This is a genomic window from Streptomyces sp. RB17, assembly GCF_009604455.1.
Taxonomy (GTDB): Bacteria; Actinomycetota; Actinomycetes; order Streptomycetales; family Streptomycetaceae; genus Streptomyces.
This window is the reverse complement of sequence record NZ_WEGL01000008.1, coordinates 386,091-406,874: the sequence shown is the minus strand read 5'-3', so window position 1 is coordinate 406,874 and position 20,784 is coordinate 386,091. Positions and strand designations below refer to the sequence as shown.

17 protein-coding genes and 4 pseudogenes are annotated in these 20,784 nt (G+C 71.0%); 14 read left to right on the top strand and 7 right to left on the bottom strand.

Annotation, left to right across the window (positions count from 1 at the left end):
- Positions 1-33 precede the first annotated feature (33 nt).
- Positions 34-708 carry a pyridoxamine 5'-phosphate oxidase family protein gene (locus SRB17_RS33155; protein ID WP_153543847.1) on the bottom strand — a complete coding sequence of 225 codons (675 nt, stop codon included), beginning with the start codon at positions 706-708 and terminating at the stop codon, positions 34-36.
- A 157-nt stretch (positions 709-865) separates the two neighbouring features.
- Between SRB17_RS33155 and SRB17_RS33150 the strand changes: the two genes are divergently transcribed.
- The 8 genes and pseudogenes from SRB17_RS33150 to SRB17_RS33115 all read left to right on the top strand — a co-directional run.
- The gene (locus SRB17_RS33150; protein WP_323376598.1) at positions 866-2,128 is read left to right on the top strand and encodes an FAD-binding protein; all 1,263 of its coding nucleotides are present in this window, start codon (positions 866-868) and stop codon (positions 2,126-2,128) included.
- A 153-nt stretch (positions 2,129-2,281) separates the two neighbouring features.
- Positions 2,282-3,523, top strand: a complete 1,242-nt coding sequence (locus SRB17_RS33145) for an ROK family protein (protein WP_153543845.1) — start codon at positions 2,282-2,284, stop codon at positions 3,521-3,523.
- 16 nt (positions 3,524-3,539) lie between these two features.
- Complete coding sequence (locus SRB17_RS33140; RefSeq protein WP_153543843.1) at positions 3,540-3,731, top strand: hypothetical protein; 192 nt, start codon at positions 3,540-3,542, stop codon at positions 3,729-3,731.
- Between the two features lie 225 nt (positions 3,732-3,956).
- Positions 3,957-5,222, top strand: a complete 1,266-nt coding sequence (locus tag SRB17_RS33135; protein WP_153543841.1) for an ABC transporter substrate-binding protein — start codon at positions 3,957-3,959, stop codon at positions 5,220-5,222.
- A gap of 20 nt (positions 5,223-5,242) precedes the next feature.
- Positions 5,243-6,208, top strand: coding sequence for a carbohydrate ABC transporter permease (locus SRB17_RS33130; protein ID WP_153543839.1), 966 nt, complete (start codon positions 5,243-5,245; stop codon positions 6,206-6,208).
- A gap of 23 nt (positions 6,209-6,231) precedes the next feature.
- Positions 6,232-7,047 carry a carbohydrate ABC transporter permease gene (locus SRB17_RS33125; protein WP_153544168.1) on the top strand — a complete coding sequence of 272 codons (816 nt, stop codon included), beginning with the start codon at positions 6,232-6,234 and terminating at the stop codon, positions 7,045-7,047.
- Between the two features lie 12 nt (positions 7,048-7,059).
- Complete coding sequence (locus SRB17_RS33120) at positions 7,060-9,942, top strand: glycoside hydrolase family 2 TIM barrel-domain containing protein (RefSeq protein WP_153543837.1); 2,883 nt, start codon at positions 7,060-7,062, stop codon at positions 9,940-9,942.
- Positions 9,943-10,201: 259 nt separating this feature from the next.
- A pseudogene (locus tag SRB17_RS33115) lies at positions 10,202-10,594 on the top strand (ABC-2 family transporter protein); the annotation flags it as partial.
- 71 nt (positions 10,595-10,665) lie between these two features.
- Here the strand turns inward: SRB17_RS33115 and SRB17_RS33110 are convergent.
- Positions 10,666-11,925, bottom strand: coding sequence for an MFS transporter (locus SRB17_RS33110; RefSeq protein ID WP_416237108.1), 1,260 nt, complete (start codon positions 11,923-11,925; stop codon positions 10,666-10,668).
- 166 nt (positions 11,926-12,091) lie between these two features.
- Here SRB17_RS33110 and SRB17_RS33105 point away from each other — a divergent pair, with 166 nt between their 5' ends.
- Positions 12,092-13,408 carry a jacalin-like lectin gene (locus tag SRB17_RS33105; RefSeq protein ID WP_153544164.1) on the top strand — a complete coding sequence of 439 codons (1,317 nt, stop codon included), beginning with the start codon at positions 12,092-12,094 and terminating at the stop codon, positions 13,406-13,408.
- Here SRB17_RS33105 and SRB17_RS33100 read toward each other — a convergent pair.
- Complete coding sequence (locus tag SRB17_RS33100; RefSeq protein WP_153543835.1) at positions 13,347-13,769, bottom strand: ATP-binding protein; 423 nt, start codon at positions 13,767-13,769, stop codon at positions 13,347-13,349. The genes SRB17_RS33105 and SRB17_RS33100 overlap by 62 nt on opposite strands.
- On the opposite strand from SRB17_RS33100, the pseudogene SRB17_RS46825 reads away from it, so the two are divergent.
- From SRB17_RS46825 to SRB17_RS33090, 3 genes and pseudogenes are all read left to right on the top strand, one after another.
- Positions 13,768-13,884 (top strand): annotated as a pseudogene (locus SRB17_RS46825) (transcriptional regulator); the annotation flags it as partial. The gene SRB17_RS33100 and the pseudogene SRB17_RS46825 overlap by 2 nt on opposite strands.
- Positions 13,881-14,072, top strand: a complete 192-nt coding sequence (locus SRB17_RS33095; RefSeq protein WP_153543833.1) for a DUF397 domain-containing protein — start codon at positions 13,881-13,883, stop codon at positions 14,070-14,072. The pseudogene SRB17_RS46825 and the gene SRB17_RS33095, both read left to right, overlap by 4 nt.
- Entirely contained in the window at positions 14,072-14,668 is a 597-nt protein-coding gene (locus SRB17_RS33090; RefSeq protein ID WP_153543831.1) for a TetR/AcrR family transcriptional regulator, read from the top strand. Before SRB17_RS33095 ends, SRB17_RS33090 begins: the two co-directional genes overlap by 1 nt.
- A gap of 30 nt (positions 14,669-14,698) precedes the next feature.
- On the opposite strand, the gene SRB17_RS33085 is transcribed toward SRB17_RS33090, so the two are convergent.
- The 4 genes and pseudogenes from SRB17_RS33085 to SRB17_RS33070 form a co-directional block, all read right to left on the bottom strand.
- Positions 14,699-15,787, bottom strand: coding sequence for a cellulase family glycosylhydrolase (locus SRB17_RS33085; protein ID WP_153543829.1), 1,089 nt, complete (start codon positions 15,785-15,787; stop codon positions 14,699-14,701).
- Between the two features lie 273 nt (positions 15,788-16,060).
- Positions 16,061-16,873, bottom strand: coding sequence for an isocitrate lyase/PEP mutase family protein (locus tag SRB17_RS33080; protein WP_153543827.1), 813 nt, complete (start codon positions 16,871-16,873; stop codon positions 16,061-16,063).
- Between the two features lie 155 nt (positions 16,874-17,028).
- On the bottom strand, positions 17,029-18,747 hold the full coding sequence (locus SRB17_RS33075) for a DUF2264 domain-containing protein (RefSeq protein WP_323376634.1): 1,719 nt from the start codon (positions 18,745-18,747) through the stop codon (positions 17,029-17,031).
- Positions 18,748-18,754: 7 nt separating this feature from the next.
- Positions 18,755-19,041, bottom strand: a pseudogene (locus SRB17_RS33070) (carbohydrate esterase); the annotation flags it as partial.
- A gap of 1 nt (position 19,042) precedes the next feature.
- Between SRB17_RS33070 and SRB17_RS33065 the strand changes: the two are divergent.
- Both SRB17_RS33065 and mmuM read left to right on the top strand, forming a co-directional pair.
- Positions 19,043-19,469 (top strand): annotated as a pseudogene (locus tag SRB17_RS33065) (polysaccharide lyase family protein); the annotation flags it as partial.
- 325 nt (positions 19,470-19,794) lie between these two features.
- Positions 19,795-20,721 carry a homocysteine S-methyltransferase gene (mmuM, locus tag SRB17_RS33055; protein ID WP_153543823.1) on the top strand — a complete coding sequence of 309 codons (927 nt, stop codon included), beginning with the start codon at positions 19,795-19,797 and terminating at the stop codon, positions 20,719-20,721.
- Positions 20,722-20,784 lie beyond the last annotated feature (63 nt).

Here is a 20,784-nt window from a genome sequence, read left to right as displayed (position 1 = left end):
GTACGTGTCACACCGTATGCCCCCGCCTGCGGCTCAGCCGTGCCGGGTCCCCGCACGGCACGCGATGTGGTCCGGCACGGCGGCCTGGGCCGGCAGCGCCGGGTCGGGCTCCGGGGTGCCCCACACCGTGGTCAGCGGCAGGACCCCGGCCCACAGACCGAGGGCGGCGTCGGGTCCGTCGCCGTCGTCCGGGGCGCCGGTGCGGATCTTGACGGAGGCCTCCTCGAGGGACAGGGCGAGGAGGGTGGTGGCCGCCAGTTCCTTCCGGCTGGGACGGCGGGCGTACGACCACTGGCCCGGCGCGGAGTGCTCGGTGAGCCGGCGCAGGCCCTCCAGCTTCTCCTCGGGGCCGGTGACCTTGCGCGCCGTGCCGTGGATCATGGCGCTGCGGTAGTTGACGCCGTGCTCGAAGACGGACCGGGCGAGCACGAGCCCGTCCACGTGCGTCACGGTCACGCACACGGGAGTGTCTCCGGCGAGGCTGCGGCCGGCCACGGAACCGTGCAGATACAGCCACCGCTCGTCCCGCCCGTACACCGTGGGCACGACGACCGGCCGCCCCTCCACCAGCACCCCGAGATGACAGACGAACGCGGCGTCGAGGATCGCCTCCAGCTCCGCCCGCTCCAGGCTGCCCTGCTCGCGCAGCCGGCGGTGCCGGGTGCGGTCGGTGACGGGCAGACGAGCGGGAAGCGGTTCCTGAGTCATGACTGGAAAGGTACCGATATCGTATTCATCAGGCCAGTACAATTTTGAATACGTCGATGAATGCGGTTACCGCAACGAAATCCGCAGAAGGACTCTCTACTGAGCCGTTACGGATGAGAGGGTCGACACAGACGCACTCTCCGGGAGGAACGCAACTGTGACAGGGACGGCCGAGACCGCCGGGACGGTCAGCAACTGGGCGCACACCATCACGTACACCGCGCGCGAGTTCCACCGTCCGCGCACGCTCGACGCGCTCGCGGCGCTGGTGGCGCGCAGTGAGCGGGTGCGGGTGCTGGGCAGCGGGCACTCCTTCAACCGGATCGCCGATCCGGGGGCCGAGGGTGTGCTGCTGTCCGTCGACGGTCTGCCGCCGGTGATCGAGGTCGACACCGCCGCGCGCACGGTCCGGGTGTCGGGGGGCGTCCGCTACGCCGAACTGGCCCGGACGGTCCACGCGTACGGTCTCGCCCTGGCCAACATGGCGTCCCTGCCACACATCTCGGTGGCCGGTTCGGTGGCGACCGGCACCCATGGCTCGGGCGTCGGAAACGCGCCGCTGGCCTCGGCCGTGCGGGAGGTGGAGCTGGTCGTCGCGGACGGCTCGACGGTGACGATCGGCCGGGGTGATCCGCGCTTCGACGGGGCCGTGACCTCGCTCGGCGCGCTCGGCGTCGTCACCGCACTCACCCTCGACCTGGAGCCGGCGTACGAGGTGGAGCAGCATGTCTTCACCGAACTCCCGCTGGACGGCCTGGACTTCGCCGCCGTGTCGGCCGCCGGATACAGCGTGAGCCTGTTCACCGACTGGAAGGAGCCGGGGTTCCGGCAGGTGTGGGTCAAGCGGCGCACCGACCAGCCCGCGGTGGACTTCCCGTGGGCGGCACCCGCCGAGGCGCCGCTGCACCCGGTGCCGGGCATGCCCGCGGGCAACTGCACCGAGCAGCTGGGGGTGCCGGGGCCGTGGCACGAGCGGCTGCCGCACTTCCGGGCGGAGTTCACGCCGAGCAGCGGGGAGGAGATCCAGTCGGAGTATCTGCTGCCGCGGACGGCGGCGCTGGAGGCGCTGCACGTGATCGACGGTATCCGGTCGACGGTCGCCGGTGTGCTGCAGACCTGCGAGGTACGGACGGTCGCCGCCGACACACAGTGGCTCAGCCCGGCGCACGGGCGGGACTCGGTGGCGCTGCACTTCACCTGGGTACGGGACGAGGCGGCCGTCCTGCCGGTGGTGCGCAGGCTGGAGGACGCGCTGGTCCGCTACGATCCGCGTCCGCACTGGGGGAAGGTGTACGAGATCCCGTCGGCGGTGGTCCGTCGACGGTACACACGCGTGCCCGATTTCCGCGCCGTCGCCCGTTCCCTCGATCCGGCCGGTAAGTTCACCAACGCCTTCGTACGGCATCTGGTGGAGGACTGAGGCCCTCTGGCGCCCACACGGCCGCCGGACTTTCTCCAGCCCCTTTCCTAATCCCTTGTCGAAACCTTCCCCAGCCCCATAGCCTGACGCCCGCGCCGGTGCCGATGTCGCCCCGGCCTGGTCCGGCCGGACGGGATGGGAGGGGCAGCCGCGTTGAAGCGCACATCACGTGACATCCGCACCGCGAACCGCTACGAGGTGTTGCGCCAGATCATCGCCGCGTCTCCCACCTCCCGGCAGGAGCTGGCCGCCGCCACCGGACTGAGCCTGGCCACGGTCGCCACGCTGGTCGGTGAACTGCTCGACCTCCGCATGATCACCGAAGTGGGGTTCGAGGACTCGGCCGGCGGCCGGCCCCGGGGCCTGGTGGCCGTCAACGCGTCGGGGGGCGCGTTGATCGGCGTGGACATCGCGGAGACGTACGTCCATGTCGAGCTGTTCGACCTGGCGCTGAACGTGCTGGCCCGCGCCGACGAGGACATGCGGCCCGGCGAGAGCCGCCCGGAGCAGGTGGTCGGCCATGTGGCCGCGGCCGTCGGCTCGGTGGTGGCGCAGGCCGGGGTCGAGGCGGCCCGGGTGCTCGGCGTCGGGGTGAGCGTGCCGGGCCAGGTGGACCGGGACACCGGCCTCGCCGAGTACGCGCCCAACTGGGACTGGCACGACGTGCCGTTGCACGACCTGCTCGCCGAACACATCGCCTATCCCCTGTACTTGGACAATCCGCTGCGCGCCTGTGCGGTGGCCGAGCTGTGGTTCGGGGCCGCGCGGGGCCGCGGGGACGCGGTCGTGGTCAATCTGGGTACGGGGGTCGGCGCCGGTCTGGCCCTCGGCGGCGGTCTGCACCGGGGTGTGAGCAACAGCGCCGGCGAGTGGGGTCACACCACGCTCGTGCTGGACGGGCGGCTGTGCCACTGCGGCAACCACGGCTGTGTCGAGACGTACGTCGGCGCGCCCGGCATCATGCAGAACCTGCGCGAACTCAGCCCGCAGTCCCCCCTGTTGCACCCCGAGGACCAGACGGCCACCATCGACGCGCTGGCCCGCGCGGTCGCCGCCGAGGACCCGGTCGCACTCAAGGTGGTCCGGGACACCGCCCGTTACCTGGGCGCCGGCATCTCCGACCTGATCAATCTCCTCAATCCCGAGGTGGTCGTGCTCAGCAGCTGGGTCGCCGCCCGGCTGGGCGAGCCGCTGCTCGGCGAGGTCCGCCAGGCCGTCGCCCGGCACGCGCTGCGCCGCCCGCTGGCCGCCACCGAGATCGTCCTCTCCCCGATCCCCACCGACCCGGTGTCCCTGGGCGCGGCCACGTTCGCGCTGGAGGGGGCGCTGCAGTCCGTCGGGCAGAGGTCGGCACAACGCAGCAACGCAAGGAGCCGTACCGCACCGCCTTCGTGACGACGGAGGGATGCACGTGTCTCACCCCCGCTTCAGGACACTGCTGCGGACAGCCTCCGCCGCGCTGTCCGTCACCGGAGGCCTGCTCACCTCCCCGGCCGCGAGTGCCGACGCCGCCCCGGCCGCCGCCGAGGCGACCGCCGACGGCAGCAAGGTGATCCTCTACAGCTGCAACGGCGGCACCAGCGAGGCCTGGACCAGGCGGTAATCCCCTCTTCCCCTGTACCGAGGGCCGCCGGTCACCCCTGACCCGGCGGCCTTCAACTCCCGTTCCCCACCGATCCGTTCGGTATGCCGAACAAGGCACAACGCTTCGAACAGACTTCGTCCAACCCCTTGCCGAAGCATTAGCCGAAGGTTAACGTCCCGCACCAGCCTTAGCCGCACTCGCACTCGCACCCGCACCCGCACCTCGACAGACAAGGACGTCAGCATGTCGGCACAGAGCAACAGCACCTGGGACCGCCGCTCGATACTCCGGGCCGCCGCCGGACTGGCCGTCGCCGCCCCGCTCGCGGCGTGCGGAAGCAACAACGGCCGTGGCGGAGGCTCCGGTTCGGGCAAGCAGCTCAACCAGATGTTCCACGCCTACGGCGAGGCGGGGACGGAGCAGGCGATCAAGCGGTACGCCGCCGCCTACAAGAACGCCCGCGTGAACACCCAGTGGATCACCAGCGCCGACTACGAGAGCAAGCTCTTCGCCACCCTGCTCACCGACAACGCGCCCGATGTCTTCGAGTTCCACCCGCAGATCCAGATGGTCAAGAGCGGTCAGGTGGCGGACCTCACCGATCTCATCGATCCGGTCAAGAGCGACTTCAACCCGGCCGACATCACGTCGCACACCGTGGACGGCAAGGTCTACGGCGTCCGGATGATCGACGACCCGCAGTTCTTCTTCTACCGGCCATCGCTCTTCGCGAAGGCCGGCGTCAAGGTCCCGGAGACCCTGGACGAGCTGATCGAGGCCGCCGCCAAGCTCACCACCGGCAAGGTCAAGGGCCTCTACGTCGGCAACGACCTGCACGCGATCGTCAACCCGCTGATCTGGTCCGCGGGCGCCGACACCCTCGACGACAAGAACCGGATCGCCTACCACACGCCCGCCGTCATCGAGGGCCTGACGAAGATGCGCAAGCTGTTCACCAGCGGCCATCTGCTCCTCGGCGCCCCCACCGACTACTGGGACCCCTCCTCGCTCAGCCAGGGCCTGTGTGCCATCCAGTTCTGCGGCATGTGGGCCATGCCGCAGTTCCAGAAGGCGCTCGGCGACGACCTCGGCGTCTTCCCGTTCCCGAAGACCGTCGACTCGGGCAAGCCCTCGGTCTACAACGGCGGCTGGTCGATGTTCGTCAACGCCAAGGGCGGCAACGTCGACGCGGCCAAGGAGTACGTGAAGTGGCTGTGGATCGACCAGAAGAAGTACCAGGAGGACTGGGCGACGTCGTACGGCTTCCACATCCCGCCGCGCAGCTCGATCGCCGCGTCGGCCACCAAGCTCAAGTCCGGCCTGCCGGCGCAGGGTGTGCAGCTCTTCAACCAGTACGGGCACTTCGACAACATCGCCTGGACCCAGGCCATGATCAGCGCATCGTGGGACGTCATGGCCGACTGCGTCCGCAAGGACGGCGACCCGGAGGCCGCGCTCGACAAGTGCGACAAGGCCGTGAACCGCGAGCTGAAGAAGCTCTTCGGATAGGCCGGCGGACGGACCACGACATGTCGACGACCATCAAGCCCACCCTCGCGGGCCCCGCCCCGGCGAAAGCCCGGCCGGCCCGGACCTGGCGGGATCTGCGGGGCAGCCGCACCTTCAACTTCTGGCTCTTCCTCAGCCCCTTCCTCATCGGGCTGATCGTCTTCATCTACGTGCCGATCGTCTGGAGCGTCTACCTCAGCTTCTTCGACGCCCGCTTCACGGTCACGCCGTCGAAGTTCATCGGTTTCGACAACTACACGTACATGCTGACGGACCCCAAGTTCGTGAACTCGCTCGGCACCTTCACCGTGTTCGCCGCGTTCATCGTGCCGATCACCTGGGCGGTGTCACTGGGCCTGGCCCTGCTGGTGAACCGGATACGGTTCATGCGGGCGTTCTTCCGGTCGGTGTTCTTCCTGCCGACCGCGTGCAGTTATGTCGCCGCGTCGCTGATCTGGAAGATGTCGCTGTTCAGCGGCGTGCGCTTCGGCCTGATGAACACGGTCCTCGGCTGGTTCGGGATCGACAACATCGCCTGGCTGGCCAGCCCGAACCCGCCCTGGTACTGGCTGGTCATCGTCTCGGCACGGCTGTGGCTGCAGTCCGGTTTCTACATGATTCTCTTCCTGGCCGCGCTCCAGAACATCCCGGCCGAGCTGTACGAGGCCGCCGCCATCGACGGCGCCAGGCCGGGCTGGCAGACCTTCCGCCACATCACGCTGCCCCAGCTGCGCGCCACCTCGACCGCGGTGATCCTGCTGCTGCTCATCGCGGCGTACCAGGCCTTCGACGAGTTCTACAACCTGCTCGACAAGACGACCTGGGGCCGGCCCCCGCTGGTCGAGCTGTACTACACCGCCCTGGGCCAGGAACAGGACTACGGCGCCGGCAGCGCGGGCGCCGTCATCCTGACCGCGCTGATCGTCGTCGTGACCCTGTTCCAGGGCAGGCTCATGGGCTTCGGAAGGGGTGACGAGTCCAAGTGACCGCCAAACGCAGGGCCGGGGTGATGGGCAACACCGGCCTCTACATCGCCACCGGTGTCGCCGCCTTCCTCTTCCTGATCCCGTTCTACGTGCTGCTGCGCAACTCCTTCTCCACCGACGCCCAGATCACTGGGGAACACTGGGAGTTCTTCCCCACGCACCTGCAGTGGGGCAACATCGGCGAGCTGTTCGACGACCAGTCGGTGCCGTTCGCCCGGTCGCTGCTGAACTCCACCGTCGTCGCCGTCTCCATGACCGCCGGCATCCTGCTGGTGTGCTCGCTCGCCGGCTACGCCCTGGCCCGCATCCCGTACCGGCACGCCAACAAGATCTTCTACGTCGTCCTGGGCACCCTGATGGTGCCGACCTCGGTGACCTTCGTGCCCAGCTTCGTGCTGGTGTCGTCGCTCGGCTGGGTGGACAGCTACCGGGGCCTGATCGTTCCGGGGCTGTTCAGTGGTTTCACCTGCTTCCTGTTCCGGCAGTACTTCCTGGGGTTCCCCAAGGAGCTGGAGGAGGCGGCGCGGGTGGACGGGCTCGGCTACTGGGGCGCGTACTGGCGAGTCGTCGTCCCCAACTCGCTGAACTTCTTCGCGGCGATCGCGACCATCACGTTCATCAACGGCTGGAACGCCTTCCTGTGGCCGCTGGTCGTCGGACAGGACCCGAACTCGTGGACCGTACAGGTGGCGCTCTCGTCGTACATGACCAACCAGACCGTCATCTTCCACCAGATCTTCATGGCGACCGCGATTTCCATCCTCCCGCTGCTGTTCGTGTTCCTCTTCCTCCAGCGCTGGCTGGTGCAGGGGATCGCACAGACCGGTATCAAGGGCTGAGCTAGGAGACCGATGTCCTTCCGCAACCGCACCGTCACCGATTACGTCGAGGACGTCTCGCCGGGCACGGGGGCGCTGCCACCCCGCGCCTGGTACGGGTCCTCGGACGCCACCTCCCTCTCGCTGAACGGCAGTTGGCGCTTCCGGCTGTCCCCGACGGCCGACGCCGAGGACGACTCCTTCGCCGAGGAGGGGTACGACGCCGGTGACTGGGCGGAGATCCAGGTACCCGGCCACTGGGTCCTCCAGGGGCACGGCTCCCCGATCTACACCAACCACCTCTACCCGTTCCCGGTCGACCCGCCCCGCGTGCCGACGGAGAACCCGACCGGCGACCATCTGCGGGTCTTCGACCTGCCGCAGGACTGGCCGGATCACACGGACGGGGGTGCCGTACTGCGCTTCGACGGGGTGGAGTCCTGCGCCCGGGTGTGGCTGAACGGCACGGACCTCGGCGAGTTCAAGGGCTCCCGGCTGCCGCACGAGTTCGCCGTCGGCCGTCTGCTGAGGCCCGAGGGCAATGTGCTGGCGGTCCGGGTCCACCAGTGGTCGGCGGGCTCCTATCTGGAGGACCAGGACCAGTGGTGGCTGCCGGGCATCTTCCGGGACGTCACCCTGCTGCACCGCCCGGCGGGCGCCGCCCTCGACTTCTTCGTGCACGCCTCCTACGACCACCGCGCCGGCACCGGCACCCTGCGCGTCGATTCCGACGTGGACGGCCGAGTAACCGTTTCCGAGCTCGGTGTCGACGTCGCGACCGGCGAGAGCGTGACCGTGCCGGTCGAGCCGTGGTCGGCGGAAACACCCAGGCTGTACGAGGGCACGCTCGCCACCGAGGGCGAGCGGGTGCCGCTGCGCATCGGTTTCCGTACCGTGGAACTGGCGGACGGCCTGATCAAGGTCAACGGCAGGCCGGTGCTGTTCAAGGGCGTCAACCGGCACGAGTGGCATCCGGAAAGGGGCCGCGCCCTGGACCTCGCCACCATGCGCGAGGACGTACTGCTGATGAAACGGCACAACATCAACGCCGTCCGCACCTCCCACTACCCGCCGCACCCGGCCTTCCTCGACCTGTGCGACACGTACGGGCTGTGGGTGATCGACGAGTGCGACCTGGAGACGCACGGCTTCACCGAGCAGGGCTGGCGGGACAACCCCGTCGACGACGACCGCTGGACCCCGGCCCTGCTGGACCGGGCGTCCCGCATGGTCGAACGGGACAAGAACCACCCGTCGGTCGTCGTCTGGTCGCTGGGCAACGAGGCCGGCACCGGCCGGGGCCTGACCGCGATGGCCGAGTGGATCCGCGGCCGGGACTCCTCCCGCCTGATCCACTACGAGGGCGACCTCACCTGCCGTGACACGGACATGTACTCGCGGATGTACGCCGGCCACGCCGAGGTCGAGCGGATCGGCCAGGGCCTGGACGGCGGCAGCCGCAAGCGACGCGGGCTCCCCTTCGTCCTGTGCGAGTACGCGCACGCCATGGGCAACGGCCCTGGCGGACTCGCCGACTACCAGCGGCTGTTCGAGTCGTACGACCGGCTGCAGGGCGCCTTCGTGTGGGAGTGGATCGACCACGGCATCGCCCATCCGGAGCTGGGCTACGCCTACGGCGGTGACTTCGGCGAGGAGTTGCACGACGGCAACTTCGTCTGCGACGGCCTGCTCTTCCCGGACCGGGAGCCCTCGCCCGGCCTGGTCGAGTTCAAGAAGGTGATCGAACCGGTCGGCATCGCCGGCGACTTCGGCGACGGCACGGTCCGGATCACCAACAAGCAGGACTTCGCCGGCCTGTCGGCGCTGGCGTTCTCGTGGTCGTACGAGGTCGACGGGGAGACGGTGGAGTCCGGCGCGCTGGCGGTGCCGGCGCTGGCGCCCGGTGAGTCCGCCGACGTCAAGCTGCCCGCACCGCCGGCCGGGGCGCCGGCCGGCGAGGCCCTGTGGACGGTCCGGGCGGCACTCGCGGCGGACAGCGCCTGGGCGCCGGAGGGCCATGTCGTGGCCTGGGGCCAGGTCACGGTGTCGGAGCGCCGGGTGCCCACGGTCGCGGCGACCGCCCGTCCGGTGACCGACGACGGGGTGATCACCCTCGGCCCCGGCACCTTCGACGCCCGCACGGGAGCGCTGACGGCCGTCGGCGGCGTGCCCGTCTCCGGGCTGCGCCTGGACGTGTGGCGGGCCACCACCGACAACGACGACGGCGCCCCCTGGCAGCCCGACCTGCGCTACGGGCTGCTGTGGCGGGGGCTCGGCCTGCACCGGATGCGGCACCGGCTGGACGCGGTGGAGACCGGCGAGCACACCCTGACGGTGCGCACCCGGGTGGCGCCGGCCGCTCGGGAGCTGGGCCTGTCGACCGTATACCGCTGGACGTCGGACGGGGACCGGCTGCGGCTGACCGTACGCACCACCCCCGAGGGCGACTGGACCGTCCCCCTCCCCCGGCTCGGCATCCGCTTCGGACTGTCGACGGCCGACCGTGTGCGGTGGTACGGCGGCGGCCCCGGCGAGGCCTATCCGGACACCAGGACGGCGTCCGCGGTCGGCCGTTGGCAGTCGACCGTGGACGATATGCAGACGCCGTACGTCCGTCCCCAGGAGAACGGCGCCCGTATCGACGTCCGCTGGGCCGAGCTCGGCGGGCTGCGCATCGAGGGCGACCCCGCGTTCTTCCTCACCGCCCGCCGCTGGACCACCGAGCAGCTGCACGCCGCCGCGCACCGCAGCGACCTCACACCCGGCGACACCGTGTGGGTCAACCTGGACCACGGCCAGCACGGCATCGGCTCCCAGTCGTGCGGTCCGGGCCCGCTGCCCCCGTACCACCTGCGGGCCGAACCGGCGGAGTTCTCCTTCGTGTTCTCCACCGCCCCCGGCGCGGAGGCCGGCTGACCGGCACGTCCCGAAACCCACCGCGGCCGGCCGGTTCGCCATCCGGCCGGCCGCGGTCGCGCCGACCAGGAGGAACGCCCTGTGACCCGAACGGCCGGGGTGCCCGCCGGCATCCAGGTGCGCGAGCTGTCCCGCACCTTCCACACGACCGTGCGCCGCCCGGTTTCGCCGGCGCGCTCAGATCCCTGGTGCATCCGGAGCGGGCGGGCCGACGTGTCGTCTCGCAGGGAGGCTGACGCCCGTGGAAGGCCTGCGCATCATGTGGCGCATCACGCGCCTGGACGTCCGTGCCGAGCTGGAGTACCGGGCCGAGTTCCTGATGAACATCGCGATCGGCGCGATCTGGCAGGTCTCGGTGATCGTGTTCTCGACGGTGCTGCTCACCCGGTTCACCGGGATGGGCGGCTGGGACAGCTCCGACGTGCTGCTGATACCGGCGACGCGGATGCTCGCGCACGGGCTGTTCGTGCTGTTCCTGGGCCGGGTGCACGGTCTGGGCCACAGCATCCAGGAGGGCAGGATCGACGCGTACCTGCTGCGTCCGATGCCGGTGCACCGGCAGATCCAGCTCCAGTGGTTCCCGACCAACGCGATCGGTGACCTGACGGTGGCGGCGGCCCTGATGGCGGGTGCGCTCGGCCGCAGCCGGCTGCTCGCGGGTCGTACGACGGTGCCCTCCTGAGCGCGCCCCGGGATGCACGGCGAGCGGCGCGGACCGCCGGGTCAGGCCGTACGGATCGGGGTGAGGAGGGCGGTGAGGGCGAGCAGGACGCAGGTGGTGCCCGCGGTCAGGGCGGCCGGCGTGGTGCCCCAGCGGCCGGCGGCCCAGGTGAGGAGGGCGGCGCCGGCGGGGGCGGCGGAGTACTGCAGGGTCCAGTAGGCGGAGGTGACCCGACCGAGCAGGTGCTCGGGGGTGACCTCCTGGCGCAGGGACATCGAGCAGGTGCCCGCGATGCCGACGCCGGCCAGGAAGGCGGCGGCGAGGACGGCGACCGCGGGCACGGTACCGACCCGGCCGAGGCCGGCGCAGGCGAGCCCGCACAGCGCGGTCGCGCCGATCCAGGTGGGTCCGAAGCCGAGCAGGCGGCGGACGCGGGCGACGAGCAGGGATCCGGCGATGGTGCCGAGCGCGGCGGCGGCCATCACGGTGCCGACGGTGCCGTCGTCGTGGCCGAGGTCGTGCTTGAGGTGGTAGATGACCAGGTCGTTCAGGCCGAGGGTGAGGAAGCTGAAGCCGAACAGCAGGGTCGTCAGCGAGCGCAGCAGGGGGTGCCGGTACAGGAAGGCGATGCCGGTGCGCAGGTCCTGTCGTACGGTGCTGCGGCCGGGGGCGGGGGTGTCGTCGCCGGCCCGGGGGCGCAGTCGTACCCAGCGCATGCACGCGGCGGAGGCGGCGAAGCTGGCCGCGTCGACGGCGACGGCGGCGGCCGGCCCGGTCCAGGCGGCGACCAGCCCCGCGCACAGCGGTCCGAGGACTCCGGCCGCCGCGGCGGTGGCGTTCAGCCGGCCGTTGGCCTCGGTGAGTCGGGCCGTGCCGACGAGGCCGCGGACCACGGTGACGTAGCCGACGGCGAAGAACATGCCGACGGCCTCGCAGACCGGCAGCACCCCGTACAGCAGCCAGATGCGGGGGCCGGAGGCCCACACGAGCGGGATCAGGCCGTACAGGGCCATACGAACGAGGTCACATGTGATGAGGAGCCGGCGCCGGTCCACGCGGTCCACCACGGTGCCCGCGAACACGGCGGCGAGTACGGCGGCGGCCCCGCCGACCGCGGTGAGCAGCCCCATCCTCGCCACGGATCCGGTGGCCTCGAGCACCAGCAGGGGCAGCGCGATCAGGGCGAAGGAGTCACCGAGGACGGAGAGGGTCTGGGCGGCCCAGAAGACGGCGAAGTCCCGCTGCCGCCACAGGGGTTGGATGGCGTCCTCGCGCTCGCCGGCGGCGCCGCGGCTGTGCCCCTTGCGTGTCTCGCGTCCCACCGCTCCCCCTCCCGGCGTGCGCCCACCCTACGCCGGTGGGGAGTTGCGACTGGAGCGTCCCGAAGGGTCTCGGGAACACTCTCACGTCATTGATAAATGTTGAACAGTTTTCTCAACTACCCTTCATTTGTAGGCCTGTTGGCATGAGCATGGCCGCATGCGACCCATGAGACGACTCCTCGGCGCCCTCGCGTCAGGCGCGCTCGCCCTCGCCGGGCTCACCCTGTGCGCCACCCCGGCGCAGTCCGCCGACTCGGGCACGTTCAGTGTGCTGACGTACAACGTGGCGGGTCTGCCGGAAGGGCTCAGCTCGAGCCATCCGGCCACCAACACACCACTGATCTCACCGAGGTTGGCGCGATACGACATCGTCAACGTCCAGGAGGACTTCAACTACCACGCGGCGCTGTACGCGGGCGACGGCCATCCCTACCGCACGGCGACCAGCGGCGGCGCGGGCATCGGCGACGGTCTCAACACCCTGTCCCGCTACCCGTTCGAGGACTTCGAGCGGGTCAAGTGGAACGACTGCACCGGGACCAACTGCCTGACCCCGAAGGGCTTCACGCTGGCCCGGGTACGCCTGGCGGAAGGTGTGTACGTCGACTTGTACAACCTCCACCCCAACGCCGACGACACCGACGACGCCCTCGCCGCCCGCCGCGCCAACATCACCCAGCTGTCGCAGTTCATCCAGGCCAACTCGGCCGGCAACGCGGTGATCGTGATGGGTGACACCAACACCCGCTACACCCGGACCGGCGACAACATCCGCACGCTCGTGAACGACAACAGTCTGACCGACGCGTGGGTGAAGCTGGTCAAGGGCGGTACGGCCCCCGCACAGGGCGCCGACCCGCTGCTGTGCCCGACGTCCGCGCCGCCGAACGACTGCGAGGTGGTGGACAAGGTGCTCTACCGCGGCAGCAACCTCGTCTCGCTCTCCGCGACCCGATACAACGACGAGTGGGCGAAGTTCCTCGACTCCAGCGGCGGAAACCTGTCCGACCACTTCCCGCACACCGTCGACTTCTCCTACACCCTCAATCCGAAGCTCCGGGCGGGCGACCTCTTCGGCGGCCCGCACGGTGCGGCGTTCAACGACGCCGACGACCTCCCCGCCGCCCTCTCCCCCCGCACCCTCACCCTGCGCGGTGGCGCCCGGCTGGACGCGGTGTCCCTCACCCACGACGCCGGCACGGTCCTCGGCCACGGCGGCACGGGCGGTACGGCCGCCTCCCTCACCCTCGCGACCGGAGAACATCTCACCTCGGTGAAGCTGACGGAGGGTCAGAAAGACGGCCGCACCCGGATCTTCTCGGCCACGTTCACTACGGACAAGGGCCGGACGCTGTCCGCCGGTACGGCGACGACCGACACGGCCACCTTCACCGCCCCGTCCGGCTGGCAGATCGTCGGCTTCACCGGCCGCGCGGGCGACGAGATCGACAAGCTGGGCGTGCTCTACGCGCCGATCGGCTGAGTCCCCTACGGACCGGGACGTCCGCCCGGACGGTCGTGTGCAGGCCGTCCGGGCGGAGTTCCACACCCCACTTGTCCGCCTGTGCCTCGACCATCAGCAGCCCGCGCCCGCTCTCGTCCGGCTCCCCCTGCGTCCGCACGGGGAGCCGTTCCACGCGCGCGTCCAGCACCTCCGCGCGGACGACGTCCTCCTCCAGCAGCAGCCGGAAACCCCTCCCCCAGGCCCGTCCGTGCCGTACCGCGTTCGCGGCGAGTTCGGCGGCGACGAGGGTGACCGTGTCACTGACCTCCCTCCCGTGTCCGAACCCCCACGCACGCATCCGGTCCGGCCACCAGTCGCCGCGCCCGGACAGCCAGTTCATCACCGACGCGAAGAAGATCAGCGTGCTCCATACACGGTATGCAAAACTGCGTTCGCAGGCTCTGACACCGGAGGATTCCCGGAGCCTGCCGGAGCGGATGCGAGGAGCACTATGACCACCACTGAACCGGCCTGGTTCAAGAGCGGCTACAGCGGCGGCTCCGGCGACGACCGCGTCGAGGCAGCCACCTGCCCCACCACCATCCATGTGCGCGACTCCAAGAACACCACCGGCACGCGGCTCGCCCTCTCCCCGGCCTCCTGGACGGAGTTCGTGGCGTTGGCCGCCGGCGCCGCACACTGATGGCCCGTGCCGGAGTCACCGTGGACCGGCTGGTCGCGGCGGCGGCCGAACTGGCCGACGAGGCGGGCCTCGCGAACGTCACCCTGTCCGCGCTGGCCCGCCGTTTCGGCGTGAAGGACGCGAGCCTGTACTCGCATGTCCGAGGCCTGGAAGACCTGCGCACCCGGCTCGCTCTGTACGCCGGTGGCGAGCTGATCGACCGGATCGCGCCGGCCGTGGCGGGCCACGCGGGCAAGGACGCGCTGGCCGCCTTCGCCGGCGCCTACCGCTCCTACGCCCTGGAGCACCCCGGCCGGTACGCGGCCACCCAGATCCGTCTCGACCAGTCCCTCGTCGCCGGCTCCCCGGCGATGCGCCGCACCGCCGAGATCACCTACGGCATGCTGCGCGCCTACGGCCTGGACGAGCCCGACCTGACCGACGCCGTACGCCTGCTGCGCAGCACCTTCCACGGCTACTGCGCCCTGGAGTCCTCCGGGGGCTTCGGCGCCGACCGGGACGTACAGGCGTCCTGGGACAAGGCCGTAAACGCCCTGCACCTGGCCCTGGAGCACTGGCCGCGCGAGACGAAGCGGGAGGACGCGGGCGGCGACTGAGCGCTCCGGGGCCTGGTCAACGGACGGTGGTCACCCTTCGGTCGCGGGGTGTCCCATGCCCCACGCCCAGGCGAGGCGGTCCGCGCCGGAGGCGTTGGTGGTGGCCAGGCCCAGATGCGTGCCGCTGCCGGTGAGGGTCTGGATGCTGTAGGTGTCACCGGTGCGCAGGCCCGGCCAGTAGACCGCGCCCATGTGCAGGGCCCGGAACATGTCGGTGTCGGCCTGGATGAAAGCGACGGAGTTGGGATCGCTGGATGCCGAGGCGGGCTGGTCGTAGTTCAGCCCGGTCGTCATGGGGGCGCCGAACTCGTCCGCGACGGTACGGGAGGCACAGCTGCCGATGCGCGCCTTGAGGTCGCCGACCCACTCGTCGTACGTGGCGCTCTGCTTCCAGAAACCGTAGTGGTGCAGGGACAGGTACGTGCCGTCGAGCCGGTGGTCCGCGCAGACACTGAGGACGCTGTCGTTGTAGCCGGAGCCACTGACGAAGATCCGGTTCCGGGGTACGGCGGGGTAGGTGCCGATCCACTGCGCCACCAGGTCGGCCCACGCCTGCGCGGTGTAGCCGTGCGGTTCGTTCATCGGCTCGAAGTAGACCAGCGGGTTGCGCTGATAGGCGCTGGTGACCGTGCCCCACATGCGCCAGAAGTCGGGCAGGTTGTCGACGAAGCCGTCCTTCCGTGCGCCGGTGCCCTCCCAGTAGCTGAGGATGACCTTGAAGCCGTGGGCGGTGGCGGCGTCGATGACGGCTCGGTAGGAGCGCCAGTAGGAGCCGTTGACGGTGTACGGGTTGACCGGCAGCCGAACCGTGTTCGCCTGGAGGTTCTTGCGGAATCCGGCGATGACGCCACTGGCCTTGGCGTAGGTGGTGGCGTAGTCGTCGGAGAGGCTCAGCCCGGACAGGACCACGGGGTCGTCGGCGTAGTTGTCGCGCGGGTCGGCCCAGTTCACTCCGTGGAACCGGCCGGGTTCGAGCGAGGCGGCCGCCCGGTCCGCACCCGATGCCGGGACGGAGGCCAGCCCGATGAGGGCACTGCTGCTCAGCGCGACGGCCGCCGCGAGGACGGTACGGGTGAGTCCGGTGGCGCGCCGTGCGGCTCTGCGTGCGGAGCGGAACATGTGCGGGGACCTTCCTGTCGCGGGTCTGGGGGCGGGGAGGCGGCATGCGGACACGGACGTCGGGCGGGGTTCCCGCGGGCGCCGGGGGGCCGGTTCTCCTGCTGGGCCGAAGGCTTGGGCGGCTCAGGGCAGCTGCATGGGCAAAGACGCACCATGTGCGTCGCCCGACGTGCTGTCACGCCGGGACGATCACCTTTCGGCCGAGAGCCTCGCCGTAGCCGCCGGGCACTGTCAAGACATCGGACAGACATCGGACAGGACTTCGTCAAACCATTACTGGAAGTTCCCGGCATCGCTGAGCGCCTGCACCTCGTCGTACGACGGAGTGGCACCCTGCGGCGTCCCTCCGGCCGCCACGGCGGCCATCGTCTCCACGGCCGCGCCCAACGCCCGCCGATAGAGCAGCGAGCCGAGGCTGACGCGGCGGACGCCGAGGTCGGCGAGGTGGGCGACGGTGGGTCCGCTGGGCGAGTAGAGGATGTTGAGGGGGACGTCGAGGCGCCGGACGAGTGCCGCGATCCGGCCGGGGTCGGTCAGCCCGGGCACGAACACGCCATCGGCACCGGCTTGTCGGTAGGCGTCCAAACGGCGCAGGGTGTCCGTCTCGTCGCCGTCGCCGTCACCCAGCCAGTAGGTGTCCGTGCGGGCGTTGACGAACAGACCGGGCACGGCCGCCTTCACCGCCGCGATCTTCGCGGCGTGCCGGCCGACGGGCCCCAGCCCGTCCTCCAGATTGATGCCGGCCACCCCGACCGCCCACAACTCCCGTGCCAGTTCCGCCACTTCGTCCGGATCGTCGGCGAAGCCGTCCTCGGCGTCGACCGACAGCAGATACGGCTCCGAGCCGAGGGTGAGGGCGAGCCGCAGCGCGTGCTCGCGGGTCGCGCCCTGACCGTCGGGCAGTCCCACGGCCGCCGCCACCGCGAGGCTCGTCGTGCCGATCGCGGGAAACCCGTGGGCCGCGAGCACGGCGGCCGAGGCATGGTCCCAGGCGTTCGGCAGGAGGAGCGGCTCACCGGGGCGGTGGTGGAGTCCGGCGAAGGAGGTCCTGGCGGGCTGTGTGGGCTCTGCGGACTCTGCGGTCATACGGCCACGCTAGGCCGCGAACACTTCGGCGCCGGCCGAACGGTGGGGGCCGGCCGAGTCGGTGGGAGGGTGGGCAAGAGGGGTCCGGGGGTGGAGCCCCCGGGGTGGAGCCCCCGGGGGCGGCACTTCCGGCCTGTGGCCATCACAGGGCACGCTCACAGGCGCGTCACCGACCACCCAGAGCCTGCGGATCGCCCGTCTGCCGGCGTGAAGGCGAAGACACCCTCCGCCCCGGACGCCCAGCGGACCCTCACCTCGCGCTCCTCCTCCCGCACCCGCACGGAGACCAGGTCCGCAAGGGGCCACGGGTCCGGCTCGCCGGTGAGCCGGGCGAGCGCCACGAACAGCGTGGCCTCGCCCGCACCGGTCTCACCGGTCAGGTCTTCCGACAGGCCGCGGACCGGGAGGAGTTCGGCGCGCAGCCCGTCCGGTGCCGACCAGCCGGTGATCCGTACCGGCGTCCCCGGCTCGGCCCCGGCCACGAGATGGGCGCGCACCTCCACCGCTCCGTCGGCGAGCACGAGGCTGGTGACGGTGACCCCGTCACGCACGGTGTGCCGGGAGGCGATCCACCCCGCCCCGGTGTCGATCGGCTCGATCTTTGTGCGGCTCGCATCGCCGCCGACGATCACGCTGTTGTCGTACGACACCTGGTCCGGCGTGGTCGCGGTCGAATAGGCGAGCCGGGTGTAGTAGGGGTCGTAGCGGACGTCCTCGCTGCCGTGGTTGTGCAGCCGGACCAGTCCGTCCGAACGGGTGCTCTGGATCAGCCAGTTGGGGGCGGGGACGGAACGGACCTCGTCGGCGCGGTCCACCGGGCCCGGCTCCTCGGTCGCCGTCCACACCTCGTGCTCAGGGGGCAGCAAAAGGCCGAGAAACCCTTTGCCGGCCCAGTACGGGGAGGCCGGGCCCGAGTAGTTCTGGACGAGCGACTCATCGGAGCCGAGCCAGCCCAGCGGGAGCAGTCCGCGCTCGTCGACCGCGCCACCGTCGAGGAAGTACCGCAGCGCACCGGACGCGAGGCGCCGCGTCTCCCCCGGGGTCAGCGGGGTCTGTCCGATCAGCGCGCCGAGCCAGAGCGGGGCGGCCGTCGCGAAACGATAGGTGAGGGAGCGGCCCTGGTGCAGGGGGGCGCCGTCGCCGCCGAACAGGCGGGCGTAGTCGGCGAGATGACGTGACAACCGTCGACCGTATGCAGAAAGCAGTTCCCTGTCGTCGGCCAGCCACGCATGGACGACCGTATACAGATGCATCGCCCAGCCGTTGTAGTAGTCGAACTTCCGGCCGTCGCCGTCGGTGTACCAGCCGTCGCCGAGATACCAGCCCTCGATCCGCTCCAGACCACGGTCCATCGCCTTGCGTGCCGCCTCCGGCCGGTGGCCGATCTCCGCGAGGAATCCGCCGACGGTGACGGGGAACAACTCCCAGTTGCACGGCCACGGTTCGGCGGTGAGCGCGTCCGCCAGCCAGTCGGCGGTGCGCTGCCGCACGCAGTCGTCGAGCCGGTCCCACAGCAGCGGCCGGGTCAGCCGCAGCGCGAGCGCGACGGACGCGGCCTCGACGAGCGGCTGGCTGCGGTCCTCGATGCGCGGCCAGACCCCGCCGGGACCGGCGGCGAGCCCGTCGGCGTAGCGGCCGAGCGCGGTCTCGTCGCGGCGGAAGGCGGCCAGCAGCAGCGTGCGGGCGTATCCCTCCAGGCCGTCGGAGAGGTGCCCGGAGTGGCTCACATGGTCGCCGGGGAGGTGGTAGAGGGCACGGTCGGGGGTGGCGTAGGGCTCGACGGCCGCCAGCAGGCCGTCGGCGGCGGCCTCCCAGTGGGCGCGGGTGTAGCCGGTGTACGGGCTGGACTCGCGGTCGTCGGCGGGCAGTTCGATCACGGCGGATGCTGTCCTTCCTGGCAGGGCGCTTCTCGTTGTAGAGGTAGATCGCCTTGGAGCCCTCCGGGCCGAGGGACTCCACCAGCGTCTTGGTCTTCGCGGTGAGGTCGATCAGGGGGCGTCCTCGGTGGCGGCAACGGACCGGATGACGGCGGGGAGGCCGAGGCAGTTGACCAGCAGGGCGGTGGTGTTGTCCAGGGTTCCGTCGGCGTTGAACCAGCGGCGGACGATCGGGGTGACGAGCACCGGCTCGCCGCCCTGGTCCCGGATTCCCGCGACCAGGGTCTCCACGACGACCACCCTCAACACGATCACCGTCCCGTCCTCCAACGACCCGTCCCACGCGAGCGCGATCCGGCGGATCGGCGACTGGGACGGCACGCCGAGCGGTTTCAAGAACGCGGACCTGATGACGTACGCGCATCCCTCGGACGTACGCGCCGCCTCCTGGACCGGCAACGTGGTGATCGGAAGCGGTTCCGAAACCTCCGCCTTCCCCTGCTACCTGTGGAAGGACGTCAACAGCGGCCTGCTCGTGCACTTCAGGCTCGCCGCCGCCCAGGCCGCCGCCGCGCACACCCTGAGAATCGGTGTGCCGACGGCCTACGCGGGCGGCCGGCCCCAGATCACGGTCAACGACACCTGGAGTGAGCGGTTCGGGGACGACGGGTTATCTCAGCGCCGGCACGGCGGTCGACGCCATCGACCTGCTCGCCTGAGGGCGGTTCATGTTCGGTGCGGCCACAGCTGGTCCGTTCCTCCGTTGCAGGTGTAGGTGATGATCGCCGCGGAATCGGCGGTGGACGCACCGGACACGTCCGGGCCCTCGCCGGTTGACGTCGGAGGCGTTCCTCTGCAGGCACAGCGAGCTGCCCCGGCCCGGCCGGCTGCAGTACCGGTGCCCAGTTCAGCGGCGGAAGGCCGGGAGAGGCGGGCGCCCCGTCCCCGAGACACCGCTTTTCGCAGGTCGGGGACGGCGCGGCGGGGCGCTCACCAGCTGGACACCGCGGTCCGTCGGCGTCGGGTTTCGACTAGCGTCGTGGCATGACCAGCGACACCTCCCCCAGCCTCGCCCACGCGCTCGCCGCGGGGACGGTCGTGCTCGACGGCGGCATGTCCAACCAGCTGGAGTCGGCCGGGTACGACCTGAGCGACGAGCTGTGGTCGGCCCGGCTGCTCGCCGAGCGGCCGGAAGCGGTTACGGCGGCGCATCTCGCCTACTTCCGGGCGGGCGCGGACGTGGCCATCACCGCGAGCTACCAAGCCACCTTCGAGGGCTTCGCGCGGCGCGGGATCGGCCACGACGACGCCGCGCGGCTGCTCGCGTCCAGCGTGGACCTCGCGCGGGAGGCCACCCGGCAGGCCGGGGACGAGGGCATCGACCGGCCGCTGTGGGTGGCGGCGTCGGTCGGGCCGTACGGCGCGATGCTCGCGGACGGATCCGAGTACCGGGGCCGGTACGGGCTGAGCATGGACGAGCTGGAGCGCTTTCACCGGCCGCGGATGGCGGTGCTGGCCGCCGCCGCCCCGGACGTCCTGGCGCTGGAGACGGTGCCGGACGCCGACGAGGGCGCCGCGCTGCTGAGGGCGGTGCGCGGGCTGGGGGTGCCGGCCTGGCTGTCGTACACGGTCGAGGGCCGGCACACGCGGGCAGGGCAGCCGCTGGAGGAGGCCTTCGCGCCGGCTGCCGACGTGGACGAGGTGATCGCGGTCGGCGTGAACTGCTGTGCGCCGCAGGACGTCCAGCCCGCGGCGGAGATCGCGGCGCGGGTCACCGGCAAGCCGGTCGTGGTCTATCCGAACAGCGGTGAGGCCTGGGACGCCGAGGCACGCGCCTGGACGGGGCGGACGAGGTTCGGCGCCGATCAGGTGAAGACCTGGCAGGACGCGGGGGCGCGGCTCATCGGGGGGTGCTGCCGGGTCGGGCCGGAGGCGATCGCGGCGATCAGGCAGGCGCTGGGCACGGTCTGAGCGGTGCCCCCGTCGTCCCCGAGGCCACCCGCAGGGCGGCCGGACCAAGCTCCGGGCACGTGG

What these genes read in the sequence shown, in the direction of transcription:
- SRB17_RS33105 (WP_153544164.1), top strand. Translation starts at nt 12,092, where the DNA reads ATGAGACGACTCCTCGGCGCCCTCGCGTCAGGCGCGCTCGCCCTCGCC.
- SRB17_RS33155 (WP_153543847.1), bottom strand. Translation starts at nt 708, where the DNA reads ATGACTCAGGAACCGCTTCCCGCTCGTCTGCCCGTCACCGACCGCACC.
- SRB17_RS33120 (WP_153543837.1), top strand. Translation starts at nt 7,060, where the DNA reads ATGTCCTTCCGCAACCGCACCGTCACCGATTACGTCGAGGACGTCTCG.
- SRB17_RS33100 (WP_153543835.1), bottom strand. Translation starts at nt 13,769, where the DNA reads ATGAACTGGCTGTCCGGGCGCGGCGACTGGTGGCCGGACCGGATGCGT.
- mmuM (WP_153543823.1), top strand. Translation starts at nt 19,795, where the DNA reads ATGACCAGCGACACCTCCCCCAGCCTCGCCCACGCGCTCGCCGCGGGG.
- SRB17_RS33135 (WP_153543841.1), top strand. Translation starts at nt 3,957, where the DNA reads ATGTCGGCACAGAGCAACAGCACCTGGGACCGCCGCTCGATACTCCGG.
- SRB17_RS33085 (WP_153543829.1), bottom strand. Translation starts at nt 15,787, where the DNA reads ATGTTCCGCTCCGCACGCAGAGCCGCACGGCGCGCCACCGGACTCACC.
- SRB17_RS33095 (WP_153543833.1), top strand. Translation starts at nt 13,881, where the DNA reads ATGACCACCACTGAACCGGCCTGGTTCAAGAGCGGCTACAGCGGCGGC.
- SRB17_RS33125 (WP_153544168.1), top strand. Translation starts at nt 6,232, where the DNA reads ATGGGCAACACCGGCCTCTACATCGCCACCGGTGTCGCCGCCTTCCTC.
- SRB17_RS33090 (WP_153543831.1), top strand. Translation starts at nt 14,072, where the DNA reads ATGGCCCGTGCCGGAGTCACCGTGGACCGGCTGGTCGCGGCGGCGGCC.
- SRB17_RS33130 (WP_153543839.1), top strand. Translation starts at nt 5,243, where the DNA reads ATGTCGACGACCATCAAGCCCACCCTCGCGGGCCCCGCCCCGGCGAAA.
- SRB17_RS33080 (WP_153543827.1), bottom strand. Translation starts at nt 16,873, where the DNA reads ATGACCGCAGAGTCCGCAGAGCCCACACAGCCCGCCAGGACCTCCTTC.